Here is a 12,669-nt window from a genome sequence, read left to right on the forward strand (position 1 = left end):
AAATGACTTCAACCCCAATGTCACACCGAGGCGCACCGCGCTTCGGAGCAGCCGCCAGGGAGGGTGATGGCGTCGATCTGGCCAGCGCCGGGCCATCCTCGAACAGGGGGGGGCGCATCTTTTAATTCTCTGGACTTCCTCGCGACGCTCATCTACGATGCGCCCACACTCGATGGTCGCGGCAAAGGAAAGCGGACGGCGGGCATGTCAGGGCAAACCCTTTCACGGCAAAATTTTTCTCAGGTGGTTCTCCTCTGGACCTGGCTGGTTGTCACCTTCAGCCTGGCTCTGGGTTCGGGCTTTCCCTCCGCTTCCTCCAATCTCTCCCGCCAAGGCGATACCCTCACCACCCCCACAACTTCGCTGGAACTGGTGGGGACGCCTACGCCGAAATCCAAATCCGTTCAGCCACTCATCGAGAGCCTTCCCGCTCTTCCCGCAAGCGGGGTTTTCATAACCGATTCCAGGTCGGCGTTCCCGTGCTGTCTCTGGAATGATGCCCCTTCGCTTTCCCCGCCCGCTGCCTGGCAGTCGCCGTCCCTCCCCCGTCCTCCCCCGCACGCATAATCCCAAGTTTGTAGGCCAACTCGCGATCCCTCGCAAACAGGGAAAGTCCCGTGGCGCCTGCCGCCGTTCGGGCGGTGTATTCCGACGCCTTTTGGGCGTGCGTGATCCGTCCTCTGTCGGTGAGACTCGCGCCCTCGTTTGCCTTCGACCTTTCGCCGGGGGGCGGTTTTCTCCCCCTCGGCAGTGTCCCGGGAGACCTTATGCAGATCATTAATCCCAAAAGTAATTTTGATTTCGTCGGTAAAAACCTCATTGCTGTCATTCTGTGTCTGCTGGTGATCCTCGCCGGCGTCCTCTCCCTGGTTCTCAAGGGCGGCCCCAGCTACGGCGTCGACTTTTCCGGCGGCACTCTGGTTCAGGTCCGTTTTTCTGACCCCGTTCCGGCGTCCGTCATCAAAGACTATCTGGCAGACCTGAAGCTGGATTCCCTGACCATCCAACAGTTCGGAGACGGGGCGAACGAATTTTTGATCCGGGCGCAGCAGACCGGGGATGAGATGAGCCATTTCACGAAAAAAATCGAACAGGCTCTGAAAAACGGCTCGGACGACAGTGGCCTGGAAGTGTTGCGCAGCGAGATGGTTGGCCCGCAGGTGGGAAAGGATCTGCGTCGCAAGGGGCTGCTGTCTCTGGGGTACGCCATGATCGGTACGCTGATTTATCTCTCCTGGCGGTTCGAATATCGCTTCGGCGTGGCCGCCATAGTGGCGCTGGTCCATGATGTGCTGGTCACCCTGGGGTTTCTCTCGATCTTCGACATCGAGATCGACCTGACCATTGTCGCGGCGCTGCTGACCATCATCGGCTATTCCCTCAACGACACCATCGTCATCTTCGACCGCATCCGCGAAAACCTCGTCCGGAATCTGGACGAAACCTTTCCGGAGATGGTCAATCGCAGCATCAACGAAACCCTGTCGCGCACCATTCTGACCTCGGGAACGACCCTGCTGGTGGTGGCTTCCCTGTATATTTTCGGCGGCAACGTCATCCACGGCTTCGCCTTCGCCATGCTCGTGGGTATCCTTGCCGGAACCTATTCCAGCGTCTTCGTCGCCGGCGCCCTGATTCTCTTCTGGGAAAAGCGCCGCCCATCCCTGAGCCGGCGGCCTGAGGCGAAACCCTTTGGATAATTGATAAAAGGCTGGAGCGGAGGAGTCTCTGATCCGGCCTTTCATGGAGTGGTTTTGATGAGCAAAAATCCCCGCCGGTTGTAAACTGATCGGAACATTCTTTCTGGAGGAATCGTTATGCTTGTCCCGTTTTTCGCCGTGCTTTTCGGGTTGGCTTTACTCGTTTGGAGCGCCGATCGCTTTGTCGACGGTTCCGCTTCCGTTGCCCGGCATTTGGGCATGCCGCCGCTGCTGATCGGCATGGTGGTGGTCGGTTTCGGCACCTCGGCGCCGGAAATGGTCGTGTCGGCGCTGGCGGCGATGCAGAACAGTCCGGGCATCGCTCTGGGCAATGCCTATGGTTCGAACATCACCAATATCGCCCTGATTCTCGGGGTCACCGCCCTGATCAGCCCCATCGCCGTGCATTCGCAGGTGCTACGCAAGGAATTGCCGATCCTGACCGCCGTGACCCTGCTGGCGGGCTATCAGATCTGGGATGGCGAGCTCACCCGCCTGGATGCCTTGGTGCTGTTGGGGGTGTTCGCCGTACTCATGGGCTGGACGATTCGCCAGGGGATGGGAAAGAAGGCCGATGCGCTGGGGCAGGAGATGGATGCGGAACTCTCCGGGCAGACCATGCCGATGAAGCGAGCGTTCTTCTGGGTTGGCATCGGCCTGCTCCTGCTCATCGGCAGTTCCCGCCTCCTCGTCTGGGGGGCGGTGGCGATCGCCCATGGCTTCGGTGTCAGTGATCTGATCATCGGCCTGACCATCGTCGCCGTTGGTACCTCTCTGCCTGAGTTTGCGTCTTCGGTGATCGCGGCGCGCAAGGGGGAACACGATATCGCCTTGGGCAATATCCTCGGTTCCAACCTCTTCAACACCCTGGCGGTGGTCGGCATCGCCGGGGTGATTCGCCCCATGCCCGTGGCTGCCGAGGTCTTTTCCCGCGATATGCTGGTTATGACCAGCCTGACCCTGGCGCTTTTCCTCATCGGCTGGGGGGTGCGCGGCCCCGGGCGCATCAACCGTTTCGAAGGGGTCGTGCTGCTGGCCGGCTATGTCGGCTACACCCTCTATCTGGCCGTCGGCGCCCTGGGGTAGCGGCCCGTCCCTTGCTTCCTCCCCCCTGCTGTGCAAAGGAAACCGCTATGCCCACGCCTTCGCCCATCAGCCGTCGCCTGGTTCCCTGGCTGGCCCTGAGCGGATTGACGCTTCTCGCCTTTCTGGTCATGACTCCTTTTTTGTCGCCGTTGGCCTGGGCGGGAGTGCTGGCCTACGCCTCCTGGCCGGTGGCCCAATGGCTGCGGAAAAAATGCGGCGGCGGCGACAGCCTGGCCGCCGGGCTAATGACGGCGCTGGTGGCGCTCACCCTCTTTCTTCCCCTGTTCTGGCTGGGGTGGCTGGCGCAACAGGAGGTTAGCAGGCTCTACCCCCTCTTCCAGGAATTCGTTACTTTGCCGCCGCCGGTCCCCGACTGGCTGCGGGGGGTGCCCGGCCTCAGCGATTGGCTTTCCCAAAAACGGGAGCTGCTGCTGGCCGATCCCCACTCGGTGATCGCCGCCGGGAAAATCTGGCTCAAGGCCCATTCCAGCCAGGCGGCAGCCCTGGTTGGCGGACTGGGAAGGAACTTGGTCAAGCTGGTCCTGGTGGTGCTGATTCTGTTCTTTTTCTACCGTGACGGCACCCGGATCATGCTGGAACTGCGCCATGTGCTGGAGCGCTATCTCGGAGCGAGGGCCCACGGCTATCTCAAAGCGGTGGCGGACACGAACCGCGCCGTGGTCTATGGCGTGCTGCTGACCGCCCTGGTACAGGGGAGCCTGGCCGGCGCGGGATACTGGGTGGCCGGGCTGGACTCACCGGTGACCCTCGGCACCATGACGGCCCTCTTCGCCCTGATCCCCTTCGGCACCCCGCTGCTCTGGGGTGGGGCGGGACTGTGGCTGCTTTCCCAAGGCAAGGTGGGAGCGGCGCTCGGCATGTGGGCCTGGGGCGCCCTGGTGGTCAGCCAGGCCGACAACCTTTTGCGCCCGCTCTTCATCAGCAGCGTCAGCGCCATTCCCTTTCTGCTGGTGCTGTTCGGCGTTCTCGGCGGGATTCTCGCCTTCGGTCTGGTAGGACTGTTCGTCGGCCCCATTGTTCTTGCGGTAGTCTGGGCCGTGTGGCGGGAATGGGCGGCGCATCTGGATGACATTGACGTTACAGAAAACTAATTGCTCGTTGCTACCCAATAACGATAACGCATCAAGCTGATGCTGGTCATGTCCGGTTCGGATTGCGACAAGTTGTCGCCCTTGGCCATTGCCGCGGATCGCCGTTATCCGCCGCGCTCATCAACGGCACCGTAGAAAGGAGCCGCATCATGCCGTACGTCAACATCAAGATCACCCGGGAGGGAGTCACTCCCGAGCAGAAAGCCAGGTTAATCGCGGGGGCGACCCAACTGCTGGTCGACGTCCTCGGCAAAAATCCGGCGACGACCGTCGTCGTCATCGACGAGGTTGATACGGACAACTGGGGCGTGGGCGGCGAGACCATCACGGTTCGACGGAAAGCCGGGAAATAGTCTTTCGTGCCGCCGATTTCATCGGGGGCGTGGCGACCTTCCCGTTCAGTTGCGCAGGGTCGCTTTCAGTCGGCCGTCCTTGCGGAGCAGATCGAAGGCGTCGGTGATACTGGTGCAGACGACGTCGGCATTGAGCAGGGTCGCGACGCTTGCCCCTTCTTTCTGGATCAGGGCGATGCCGAGCGCGGCGGCCTTGAGCATCAGTCCGTCGTTTCTGCCGTTGCCGACACAGACGACGGCGTCCGCCCCCAGGCTTTCGACGTAGGCGAGCTTTTCCCGGTCCTGATGGCCGTCGCCGATGATCTGTACCCGGCAAGGGAGGGCCTGGGCCTGGGCGGCGACCGTGCCGTGGGTGTCCGCCGTGAGGATGTGGATGTGCAGGTGGCGGGCGAGTTCGGCGATGCCTTCGGCGACGCCGGGGAGCAGGATCCCGTCCTCGGCCAAGGTGCCGTTGTAATCGAGAACCAGATGGTGCAGGACGAAGGTCGGCCCGTTGGGGATGGCGATACGCAGCATGGTGGAGCCTTTCGCGAAAAGGACCGGGACAGGATAGGCGACATTGGCCGCGGCTGCAAGCGTGTCAAGGGCCTCCGCCGCGAGAAAAGGGGTGACAGGGACGACTCTCCTTGGTATAAGGATATTCGAATATATTTTTGGAGAGGAGCCGCCTGTGGTGATCGAAAAAGACTGGGTTGTCGTGTTGAAGGCCCTGGCCCATCCCACCCGCCTGCGCATCGTCGCCGAGCTGTTGCAGAGCACCAAGTGCGTGACCAGCATGCAGGATCTGCTTCCCGCCTCGCAGGCCAACATCTCCCAACACCTCGGCATTCTCCGTGGTGCCCGCATTGTCGATTTCACCCAGGACGGCGCCCAGCGCTGCTACTATGTCTGCCGCCCGGAGCTGGTCGGCGGCCTGCTTGACCTTTTGCGGGACGCTCCGGCGCCCCCCGCCTGAATCCCCTGATTTTCATCGGAAAGGAATCTGTTGATGAGCGCTACCGAACACCATCGTCTGATCATTCTCGGTTCCGGCCCCGCCGGCTACACGGCCGCCGTCTATGCGGCCCGGGCCAATCTCAATCCGCTGCTGATCGCCGGTCTCCAGCCCGGCGGCCAGCTGACCACCACCACCGAAGTCGACAACTGGCCCGGCGACCCCGAAGGGGTGCAGGGGGGCGATCTGATGGAGCGCATGCGTCTGCACGCCGAGCGCTTTGATACCCGTATCGTCTACGACACCATCGTCGCCGCCGATCTCCAACAGCGCCCCTTTCGGCTCACCGGCGACAGCGGCGAGTATACCTGCGACGCCCTGATCATCGCCACCGGCGCCTCCGCCCGTTACTTGGGCCTTCCTTCCGAGCATGCCTACATGGGCAAGGGGGTTTCCGCCTGTGCCACCTGCGACGGCTTCTTCTACCGCAATCTGCCGGTGGCGGTTATCGGCGGCGGCAACACCGCCGTGGAGGAAGCTCTCTACCTTTCCCACATCGCCGGCCACGTCACCGTCGTCCATCGCCGCGACCAGTTCCGTTCCGAGAAGATCATGGCCGACAAGCTCAAGGCCCGGGCCGCCGAGGGCAAGGTGACGATCGAGTGGTTCCAGGTGCTGGATGAGGTTCTCGGCGACGAGCGCGGTGTTACCGGCATCCGCATCAAGGATGTGCGCGATGGCTCGACCAAAGAGGTCGCCGTGCAGGGGGTCTTCATCGCCATCGGCCATTCCCCGAACACCGCCATCTTCGCCGGCCAGTTGGAGATGAAGGACGGCTACCTCAAGACCCGGGGCGGCGCCGACGGTTTCGCCACCCAGACCAGCATCCCCGGGGTCTTCGCTGCCGGCGATGTGCAGGATTACATGTACCGGCAGGCCATCACCTCGGCCGGCACCGGCTGCATGGCGGCCCTCGACGCCGAACGCTATCTCGATAGTTTGTAACACATTCCATATAAACCAAGGAAAGGAGTCCATCCATGCAGATCAAAATCCTCTACTGTCCTTCCTGAGGACAGCAGCCCCGAGCGGCGAGTCTCGCCGCGGATCTCAAAACACAATTTCCCGCCGCCGATATCGATATCGAAGCGGGGCCGCAGCGGAGCGAGTTCGCGGTCGTCGTCGACGGCTCCCCGGTTTTCTCCCGGCTGGAGCAGCGCCGCTATCCCGAGGTCGAAGAGGTCGTGGCGATTCTCCACGAAATCTAGTCCTCCAACCCTGGGAGCGGTCATGGATCAGGAAACCGAAGCGGCCCGCTATCGCGCGGCCTGTGAAAAGAGTTTCTGGCGAGCGGTCTTCGCCGCCGAACTGGAGTATGTCCTTCGTTATCTGCATCCGCAAGACGCCATTCTCAGCGTCGGCTGCGGTCCGGCCACGATCGAAGGAGCGTTGCTCGACCGGGGCTTTTCCGTGGTCGGTCTCGACGTTTCGGCCCAGGCGCTGGAAGGGGCCCCTGACGGACTGCGCACCGTGGCCGCCCGCGCCGAAGAGATGCCTTTTGCGGCGGGCTCGTTCGATGTGGTGATCTCCATCGTTTCCCTTCAATTCATCGAGGACTACCAGACGGCCATCGCCAAAATTGCCCGGGTGCTGCGCCCCGACGGCCGGGTCATTGTCATGCTGCTCAATCCGTCCTCGCACTTTTTCAAGACCAAGCAGGCCGAGCCCGATTCCTACGTGCGCAAGATTCGCCATACGAACCTGGCGCTTCTTGAACGGGAGATGGCCGGACATTTCGCCTTGGAGGGGGAATATTTCCTCGGGATCGAGGGCCACGAGATCTTTGCCAGCCGGGATCCGGCGACAGCGGCGCTTTATGTGCTGCGGGGAACCCGGGGCGGGACTTTCGCTTGCACCAGGTAGTGCTTGTGTCGCGGGGGCGAAGGCGGGTACAATCCCTGGGCATGTCCGGCGGGGCGCGGGTTCCGGCGGCAAATTCACTCTAAAAGGATCTGGGCGATGGTTGACGAGATGGACGATAGGGAAGATACCGGCGAGGAGAGTTTCGCCGAACTGTTCGAGAAGAGTTTTTCCGCCCCCGGCGGCGGCAAGCTGGAGCCGGGAAAGAAGGTTGAGGCGACGGTTCTCAGCATCACCAAGGATTGGGTCTTTCTGGATGTTGGGCAGAAGGGGGAAGGGGTTCTCGACCGAAAAGAGCTGCTCGACGCCGACGGCAATCTCAAGGTTGCCGAGGGGGATGTGCTCACCGCCTATTTCCTTTCCCGCGCCGGGGGCGAGCTGCGTTTCACCACCCGGCTCGGCGGCGGCAGCGGCAACGCCCAGCTCGAAGAGGCTTGGCGCAGCGGCATCCCCGTCGAAGGAACGGTAGAAAAGGAGATCAAGGGCGGCTACGAGGTCAAGCTCGCCGGCAGCACCCGGGCCTTCTGCCCCTTTTCGCAGATGGCCTTGCGCCGCACCGAGAACCCCGAGCAGTTCATCGGCAAAAGCCTCTCCTTCAAGATCAGTCAATACGCCGAACGGGGACGCAACGTGGTGGTTTCCCATCGGGCGATCCTCGAAGAGGAACAGCGTCTTCAGCGTGAAACGCTGCGCGCGACCCTGCGCGAGGGGATGTCCGTTCCCGGCGTCGTCACCCAGCTCAAGCCCTTCGGCGCTTTTGTCGACATCGGCGGCATCGAGGGTCTGGTTCCCATCTCCGAGGTGGCCTGGGGGCGGGTTGAGGATATCAACGAGGTGCTGTCCATCGGCCAGAAGGTTGAGGTCGCCGTCAAAAGTCTCGACTGGGACGCCAACCGCTTCTCCTTCAGCCTCAAGGAGGCTCAGGCCGATCCCTGGAGAACCGTCGCCGAGAAATTCCCCGAGGGGACGGTTGTCACCGGTAAGGTCGTGCGCCTTGCCCCCTTCGGCGCCTTCGTCGCCCTCGGCGAGGGGATCGACGGCCTGGTGCATATCTCCAAGCTTGGCGGCGGCAAGCGTATCAACCATCCCCGCGAGGCGGTCAAGGAAGGGGAGAGCCTGACCGTGAAGGTTGAGAAGATCGAGGTCGAGGCGCGCCGCGTCTCCCTGGTTCCGGTGGGCGGGGAAGGGGCCGCCGAAGCCGAGCCCGAAGAGGATTTCCGTCAGTACATCCCCCAATCTTCCGGGGGCGGCATGGGCACTTTCGGCGAACTGCTGAAAAAACAGCAGGAGAAGAAGAAACGGCGTTGAGAGATCAGTCCGCCATCCTCGACGACTACCGGGCTCTGCTGGAAACGGTGGATGCCTGGTTCGCCCGCTGCCTGGAGACAGCCGGCCGGCATATTCACTGCCGGCCGGGCTGCTCCGGCTGCTGCCGGGGGCTCTTCGACATCACCCTGATGGACGCCGCCCTACTGCGCCGGGGCTTCGAGCTGTTGCCGGAGACGGTGCGGGCAGCGGCGCTGACCAAGTCCCGGGCGCGGCTATCCGAACTGCAAGAGCGCTGGCCCGGCTTCGGTCCCCCCTATCTGCTCAACCATCTCCCCGATGCGGAATGGACCGAGATGCCCGAGGAGGATGCCACGCCCTGTCCTTTGCTCGGGGAGGACGGTCGCTGCTTGGTCTACGCCTTCCGGCCCATGACCTGCCGTCTGCACGGTCTACCCAACATCGACCGTTCCGGTGAAAGCTTTTCCGACACTTGGTGCACGCTCAACTTCACCGCCGTCGATCCTCTCGCCCTGCCTGAGTTGCGCTGGAACTTCCGCCGCGCTTTTGAAGCGGAGCTCAATCTCTTTGGCGAGTTTACCTACTCTCTACTCGGCGCCCCGCGCAAGGAGCTGGATACCTTCATCCCCCTGGCCCTGCTCATGGATTTCGCTACACTCCCCGGTTCTTGCGGAGGGGCTCTTTCCCGATGATTTTCTTGCTTTTGTCGCCGGACCCCTGCTAATTAAGAAAGAAAGGCTTTTCTCCGGCTCCGACCTGACCCAAAGAGACGAAAGACGCCATGACGGTAGCTCATGTGCCCGAAAACCTGCGCATCCTGCTGCTGATCCGGGACCAAAAGACCGAGGAGCTGTGTCGCGCCGAACTGGCGGCGCACGCCGTCGACTGCTGCCGGGCTGAGGATCTGCGGGATTTGGTCGCGATGATGGACGGGCGAACCGCCTATCATGGCGTCATCGCCGATATCCGTTTTTCCATGAAGGCCGACGCCGAACTCAAACAGCAGTTGCGGCGTCTTGAGAACATCTATCCCTTCCTGCGGGTCAAGCCGGCCGCGGACGGCAGTTTGCACGGCATCAGTTCCTTAAGCGGCTCCGTCAGCCTGGAGGAATTTCTTGGCCAGTGTCGTACCTTTCCCGCCCGTTCCCTGCGCGAGGAAGAACGCCGGGAAGAGTACGTCTCGGCTTGGCTCTCCGTCACGCCGGACTTCGCCGTGGCCGAGACTTCGGTCTCGCTCAATCTTTCCTGCCGTGGTGCTTTTTTCTATTCGGCGCGGATCTGGGAGGTCGGTACGACCCTCCGGATACGCTTCCCGGGTCAGGGTCAGGACTTGGACTTCGCCGCCCGGGTCTGCTGGTGTCGCCCTTGGGGAGGAAAGAGCGACGGCCTGCCGGGAATCGGGGTCGAGTTTCTGGAGGTCTCGGAACGGCAATGTGCTTTGCTCAAGGCTTTTTTGCGGAGCGGCTAGGGGGATTCCCGGCGCCGTGCGCGGATCAACCCGGCGTAGAGCCACAGGTTGAGGACGAGGACTCCCAGTCCGAGGAGGATCTGAAGGGGGCGGCTCAGGCCGTCGGGATAGATCAGTGCCGTCAGATAGTGGTCGATGCAGGAGCCGGTGTAGCCGGCCTCACCGGCCAGGCGGCGGCAGTGGTTTTCCAGGTCGGTGAGAGGGCAGAACCAGCCCGTCAATTCCACCAGCGTCCCCCAGACGCCGGCGGGCAGGTGCAGCCAGGCCAGCCACGGCCGGCGGCGGACGGCGAGGGCGCCGAAGAGGACGAAGAGGATGAAGCCGAGATGGCTCAGCAGGGTCACCTTGGCCAGCAGGGTATAAAGCATGACGGGTCCGTTTCCGACGGCGGAAGAATAAAGGCGCGCAAGCGATTGACGAGGGGCGGAAGTCGTTTATAGATTAAAGCGGTACGTCCCGATGGACAGGGATTTTCCGGCTGGAGTTGACGATGAAAAAGATTCTTTTCTTCTGTATGGCCCTGCTCATGCTCGGCGCTTTCGCCGGCGCACAGACCGAACCGGCCCATATCGGTCGCGTCAAGGGGACCAGCGGTATGGTCTCCATCCAGCGCGCCGGAGCCCTGAAACCGGCCTTTCCGAACATGAAGGTCTATCTCAACGACACCCTGTTGACCGGTTCCGACGGCGCGGTGGGCATTCTCCTTGAAGATAACACCCTCCTTTCCATGGGACCGATGAGCCGGCTGGCTCTGGACAAGTTCGACTTTTCCCCGGCCCGGAACAAATATGCTCTGCAACTGCGCATGGAACAGGGGACGTTCGTCTATCTCTCCGGCCTGCTGGGCAAGCTGGCACCCCACGCCGTCACTTTGGAAACCCCGTCGGGGACCATCAGCATGCTCAAGGAAAGCAACTTCATGGCCCGTTTCGGCGGCGACGAATAAGTCATCAAGGGGATGTTATGAAAGGGATTCATCGATTCTTCGCCGGCGTGGCGCTGGCGGTCGCCGTGAGTGGGTGCGCCGGAAAAGACAATCTCATTGTGCTGACTCCGGACGACTCCGGACGGGTCGGCGCCCTCAAGGTCAGCAATGAAGGAGGCGAGGCGGTCCTCGATCGCGACGGGCAGGCGCTTCATCTCGGCGATCGCCACACCCCGCCCGGGGCCCCCGTACCGGTCTCCGCGCAGGAGCGTGCACTCTTCGCTGCCGCTCTGGCCGCACAGCCCCAGGCGCCGGTCAGCTATCTGCTCTATTTTGAATTTGATTCCGATACCCTCACCGCCGAGTCGTGCCAGCGGCTTGCCGATATTCTCCACGCCGCCGAAGAGCGCCACTCCCAGGATGTTCTGGTCATCGGCCACACCGACCGGGCCGGTGACGCCGCCTACAACGCCGCTCTCTCCCTGCAACGGGCGGAGGTCGTCCGCGCCCTGCTCGTTGACAAAGGGATCGGCGGTGAATTCATCCAGATCTCCTCCCATGGCGAGGGCAATCCCCTGGTCCCCACCGCCGATGAAGTCGCCGAAGCCCGCAACCGTCGGGTCGAGGTGGTGGTGCGCTGAGTCCTTTTCCGTGGTCAGGCACGAATCTTGTTGCCGAAAAATCCCGGTCTGTAGTAAAAAACAGCCTATGCAAAAGAACGATGTGATCCTCCGGGTTTTCCGGAAAATCCTTTGGCCCTGCCTGCCGGTGCTGCTGCTGGCTTTAACGCCCATTTCCGATGACGCCTGGGGCGCTTCGGGCAAGCCCGCCGGCAAGGGTGACCTGGCGATTGCCACCTTTTACGCCAAGCATTTCGCCGGGCGCCGCACCGCCTCCGGGGCCGTCTACCGGCACGAGAAATTCACCGCCGCGCATCCCCATCTCCCCTTCGGCACCCGGGTTCGCGTCGTCAATCCCGTCAACGGCCGGGAAGTGACGGTCACCGTTAACGACCGCTGCCGCGCGCAGAAAAAAACCACCATCGATCTCTCCCGCGCCGCTGCCCAAGAGCTCGGCATTCTCGGTCGGGGCGCGGGCAAGGTACGCATCGCTCCCATCGACAAAGAGTCCTAGCCGACCGCTGCACGTCCCCTCCCGTTTCGTAAAATCCACGCCGCAATAAAGAGAAGAGGCCGCATTCCGCCGGGGAACGCGGCCTCCGTCGTTGTCGGCGCAGCTATTTTTTCGTCCAGTTGCCGTTTTCGTCTTCCAGCATCCAGCCGGAAGCAGCCTGGGCGCGCCAGGATTCGGCAAAGATCGCCTGAACCTCACCGGCCTGATCAGGAAAGCCGTTGGCCCGAGCGATCTCCGTGTACAGACGCTGCCGGTCGCTGTTTTCGACGGTCACCAGGCGCGTCGCTTCCCCCCGTGCGCGCAGATCGAGGCCTTCGGTGGTGCGCACTTTGAGCAGGCCGTCACGGCCGATGCCGACCTGACCGCCGTCCAGATAGGGGAAGAGCGCGCTCGCCCGGGTTTTCATCGCTTCGCGCAGGGCGCGAATTTCCGGAGTGCTGACATTGATGTCCTGGGCGGCGTAGGCGGCTGCCGGACCCAGGCGCAGGAAACTGCTCGGTTCGCCCTGAGGCGGTGCGGGAGGGGCTTCTTCGGCTCGTTCCCCCCAGACCTCATTGACGATCTTGTCGGCGGCGCCGCGCACTTCCTCGGCGGGGAAATAGATGTTGATGGTCACGCAGGAAACGACGGCCGCTGCCGCCAGAAGTGCGAGATAACGCAGTTTTTTCATGAATATTCTCCCTTCGTTTGGGGATGCCCGCTCCGTGGGCGGAACGATCCCGAAAGTTCTCCCCCGGGCATTATAGGTTG

At 62.5% G+C, this 12,669-nt stretch carries 17 protein-coding genes; 14 read left to right on the forward strand and 3 right to left on the reverse strand.

The features are described from left to right. The first annotated feature begins 767 nt into the window (after nt 1-767). The 4 genes from secF to RBR25_RS05570 all read left to right on the forward strand — a co-directional run bounded on the left by secF (nt 768) and on the right by RBR25_RS05570 (nt 4,251). Nucleotides 768-1,700: a protein translocase subunit SecF gene (secF, locus tag RBR25_RS05555; protein ID WP_432818546.1), complete on the forward strand. Its 933-nt coding sequence runs from the start codon at nt 768-770 to the stop codon at nt 1,698-1,700. Nucleotides 1,701-1,817: 117 nt separating this feature from the next. Further along, on the forward strand, nt 1,818-2,786 hold the full coding sequence (locus tag RBR25_RS05560; protein ID WP_432818547.1) for a calcium/sodium antiporter: 969 nt from the start codon (nt 1,818-1,820) through the stop codon (nt 2,784-2,786). A 47-nt stretch (nt 2,787-2,833) separates the two neighbouring features. After that, entirely contained in the window at nt 2,834-3,898 is a 1,065-nt protein-coding gene (locus tag RBR25_RS05565; RefSeq protein ID WP_432818548.1) for an AI-2E family transporter, read from the forward strand. Nucleotides 3,899-4,047: 149 nt separating this feature from the next. Next, on the forward strand, nt 4,048-4,251 hold the full coding sequence (locus tag RBR25_RS05570; RefSeq protein ID WP_432818549.1) for a tautomerase family protein: 204 nt from the start codon (nt 4,048-4,050) through the stop codon (nt 4,249-4,251). Between the two features lie 45 nt (nt 4,252-4,296). Here the strand turns inward: RBR25_RS05570 and RBR25_RS05575 are convergent, their stop codons facing one another. Then, nucleotides 4,297-4,767 (reverse strand): HAD family hydrolase, encoded by a 471-nt coding sequence (locus tag RBR25_RS05575; protein WP_432818550.1) that lies wholly within the window; start codon nt 4,765-4,767, stop codon nt 4,297-4,299. Between the two features lie 154 nt (nt 4,768-4,921). On the opposite strand from RBR25_RS05575, the gene RBR25_RS05580 reads away from it, so the two are divergent. The 7 genes from RBR25_RS05580 to RBR25_RS05610 all read left to right on the forward strand — a co-directional run bounded on the left by RBR25_RS05580 (nt 4,922) and on the right by RBR25_RS05610 (nt 9,860). Continuing rightward, nucleotides 4,922-5,206 (forward strand): ArsR/SmtB family transcription factor, encoded by a 285-nt coding sequence (locus tag RBR25_RS05580; protein ID WP_432818551.1) that lies wholly within the window; start codon nt 4,922-4,924, stop codon nt 5,204-5,206. 33 nt (nt 5,207-5,239) lie between these two features. Then, complete coding sequence (gene trxB, locus RBR25_RS05585) at nt 5,240-6,190, forward strand: thioredoxin-disulfide reductase (RefSeq protein ID WP_432818552.1); 951 nt, start codon at nt 5,240-5,242, stop codon at nt 6,188-6,190. Nucleotides 6,191-6,321: 131 nt separating this feature from the next. Beyond that, nucleotides 6,322-6,453 (forward strand): Rdx family protein, encoded by a 132-nt coding sequence (locus RBR25_RS05590; RefSeq protein WP_432818589.1) that lies wholly within the window; start codon nt 6,322-6,324, stop codon nt 6,451-6,453. A 22-nt stretch (nt 6,454-6,475) separates the two neighbouring features. Next, nucleotides 6,476-7,108, forward strand: a complete 633-nt coding sequence (locus RBR25_RS05595) for a class I SAM-dependent methyltransferase (RefSeq protein WP_432818553.1) — start codon at nt 6,476-6,478, stop codon at nt 7,106-7,108. Nucleotides 7,109-7,204: 96 nt separating this feature from the next. Continuing rightward, nucleotides 7,205-8,413, forward strand: a complete 1,209-nt coding sequence (rpsA, locus tag RBR25_RS05600; RefSeq protein WP_432818554.1) for a 30S ribosomal protein S1 — start codon at nt 7,205-7,207, stop codon at nt 8,411-8,413. Next, on the forward strand, nt 8,410-9,084 hold the full coding sequence (locus RBR25_RS05605; protein ID WP_432818555.1) for a YkgJ family cysteine cluster protein: 675 nt from the start codon (nt 8,410-8,412) through the stop codon (nt 9,082-9,084). Before rpsA ends, RBR25_RS05605 begins: the two co-directional genes overlap by 4 nt. A gap of 89 nt (nt 9,085-9,173) precedes the next feature. Beyond that, the gene (locus RBR25_RS05610) at nt 9,174-9,860 is read left to right on the forward strand and encodes a PilZ domain-containing protein (protein WP_432818556.1); all 687 of its coding nucleotides are present in this window, start codon (nt 9,174-9,176) and stop codon (nt 9,858-9,860) included. Here the strand turns inward: RBR25_RS05610 and RBR25_RS05615 are convergent. After that, nucleotides 9,857-10,228, reverse strand: coding sequence for a DUF2784 domain-containing protein (locus RBR25_RS05615; RefSeq protein WP_432818557.1), 372 nt, complete (start codon nt 10,226-10,228; stop codon nt 9,857-9,859). The genes RBR25_RS05610 and RBR25_RS05615 overlap by 4 nt on opposite strands. Before the next feature lie 122 nt (nt 10,229-10,350). On the opposite strand from RBR25_RS05615, the gene RBR25_RS05620 reads away from it, so the two are divergent. The 3 genes from RBR25_RS05620 to RBR25_RS05630 all read left to right on the forward strand — a co-directional run bounded on the left by RBR25_RS05620 (nt 10,351) and on the right by RBR25_RS05630 (nt 11,919). Beyond that, nucleotides 10,351-10,806: a FecR family protein gene (locus RBR25_RS05620; RefSeq protein ID WP_432818558.1), complete on the forward strand. Its 456-nt coding sequence runs from the start codon at nt 10,351-10,353 to the stop codon at nt 10,804-10,806. A 17-nt stretch (nt 10,807-10,823) separates the two neighbouring features. Then, complete coding sequence (locus tag RBR25_RS05625; protein WP_432818559.1) at nt 10,824-11,426, forward strand: OmpA family protein; 603 nt, start codon at nt 10,824-10,826, stop codon at nt 11,424-11,426. A gap of 67 nt (nt 11,427-11,493) precedes the next feature. Next, nucleotides 11,494-11,919 (forward strand): septal ring lytic transglycosylase RlpA family protein, encoded by a 426-nt coding sequence (locus RBR25_RS05630; protein WP_432818560.1) that lies wholly within the window; start codon nt 11,494-11,496, stop codon nt 11,917-11,919. Nucleotides 11,920-12,022: 103 nt separating this feature from the next. Here the strand turns inward: RBR25_RS05630 and RBR25_RS05635 are convergent, their stop codons facing one another. Further along, nucleotides 12,023-12,589, reverse strand: a complete 567-nt coding sequence (locus tag RBR25_RS05635) for a DUF1318 domain-containing protein (protein ID WP_432818561.1) — start codon at nt 12,587-12,589, stop codon at nt 12,023-12,025. Nucleotides 12,590-12,669: the final 80 nt, after the last annotated feature.

Source organism: Trichloromonas sp. (genome assembly GCF_034006665.1).
In the GTDB taxonomy this organism is placed as follows: domain Bacteria; phylum Desulfobacterota; class Desulfuromonadia; order Desulfuromonadales; family Trichloromonadaceae; genus Trichloromonas.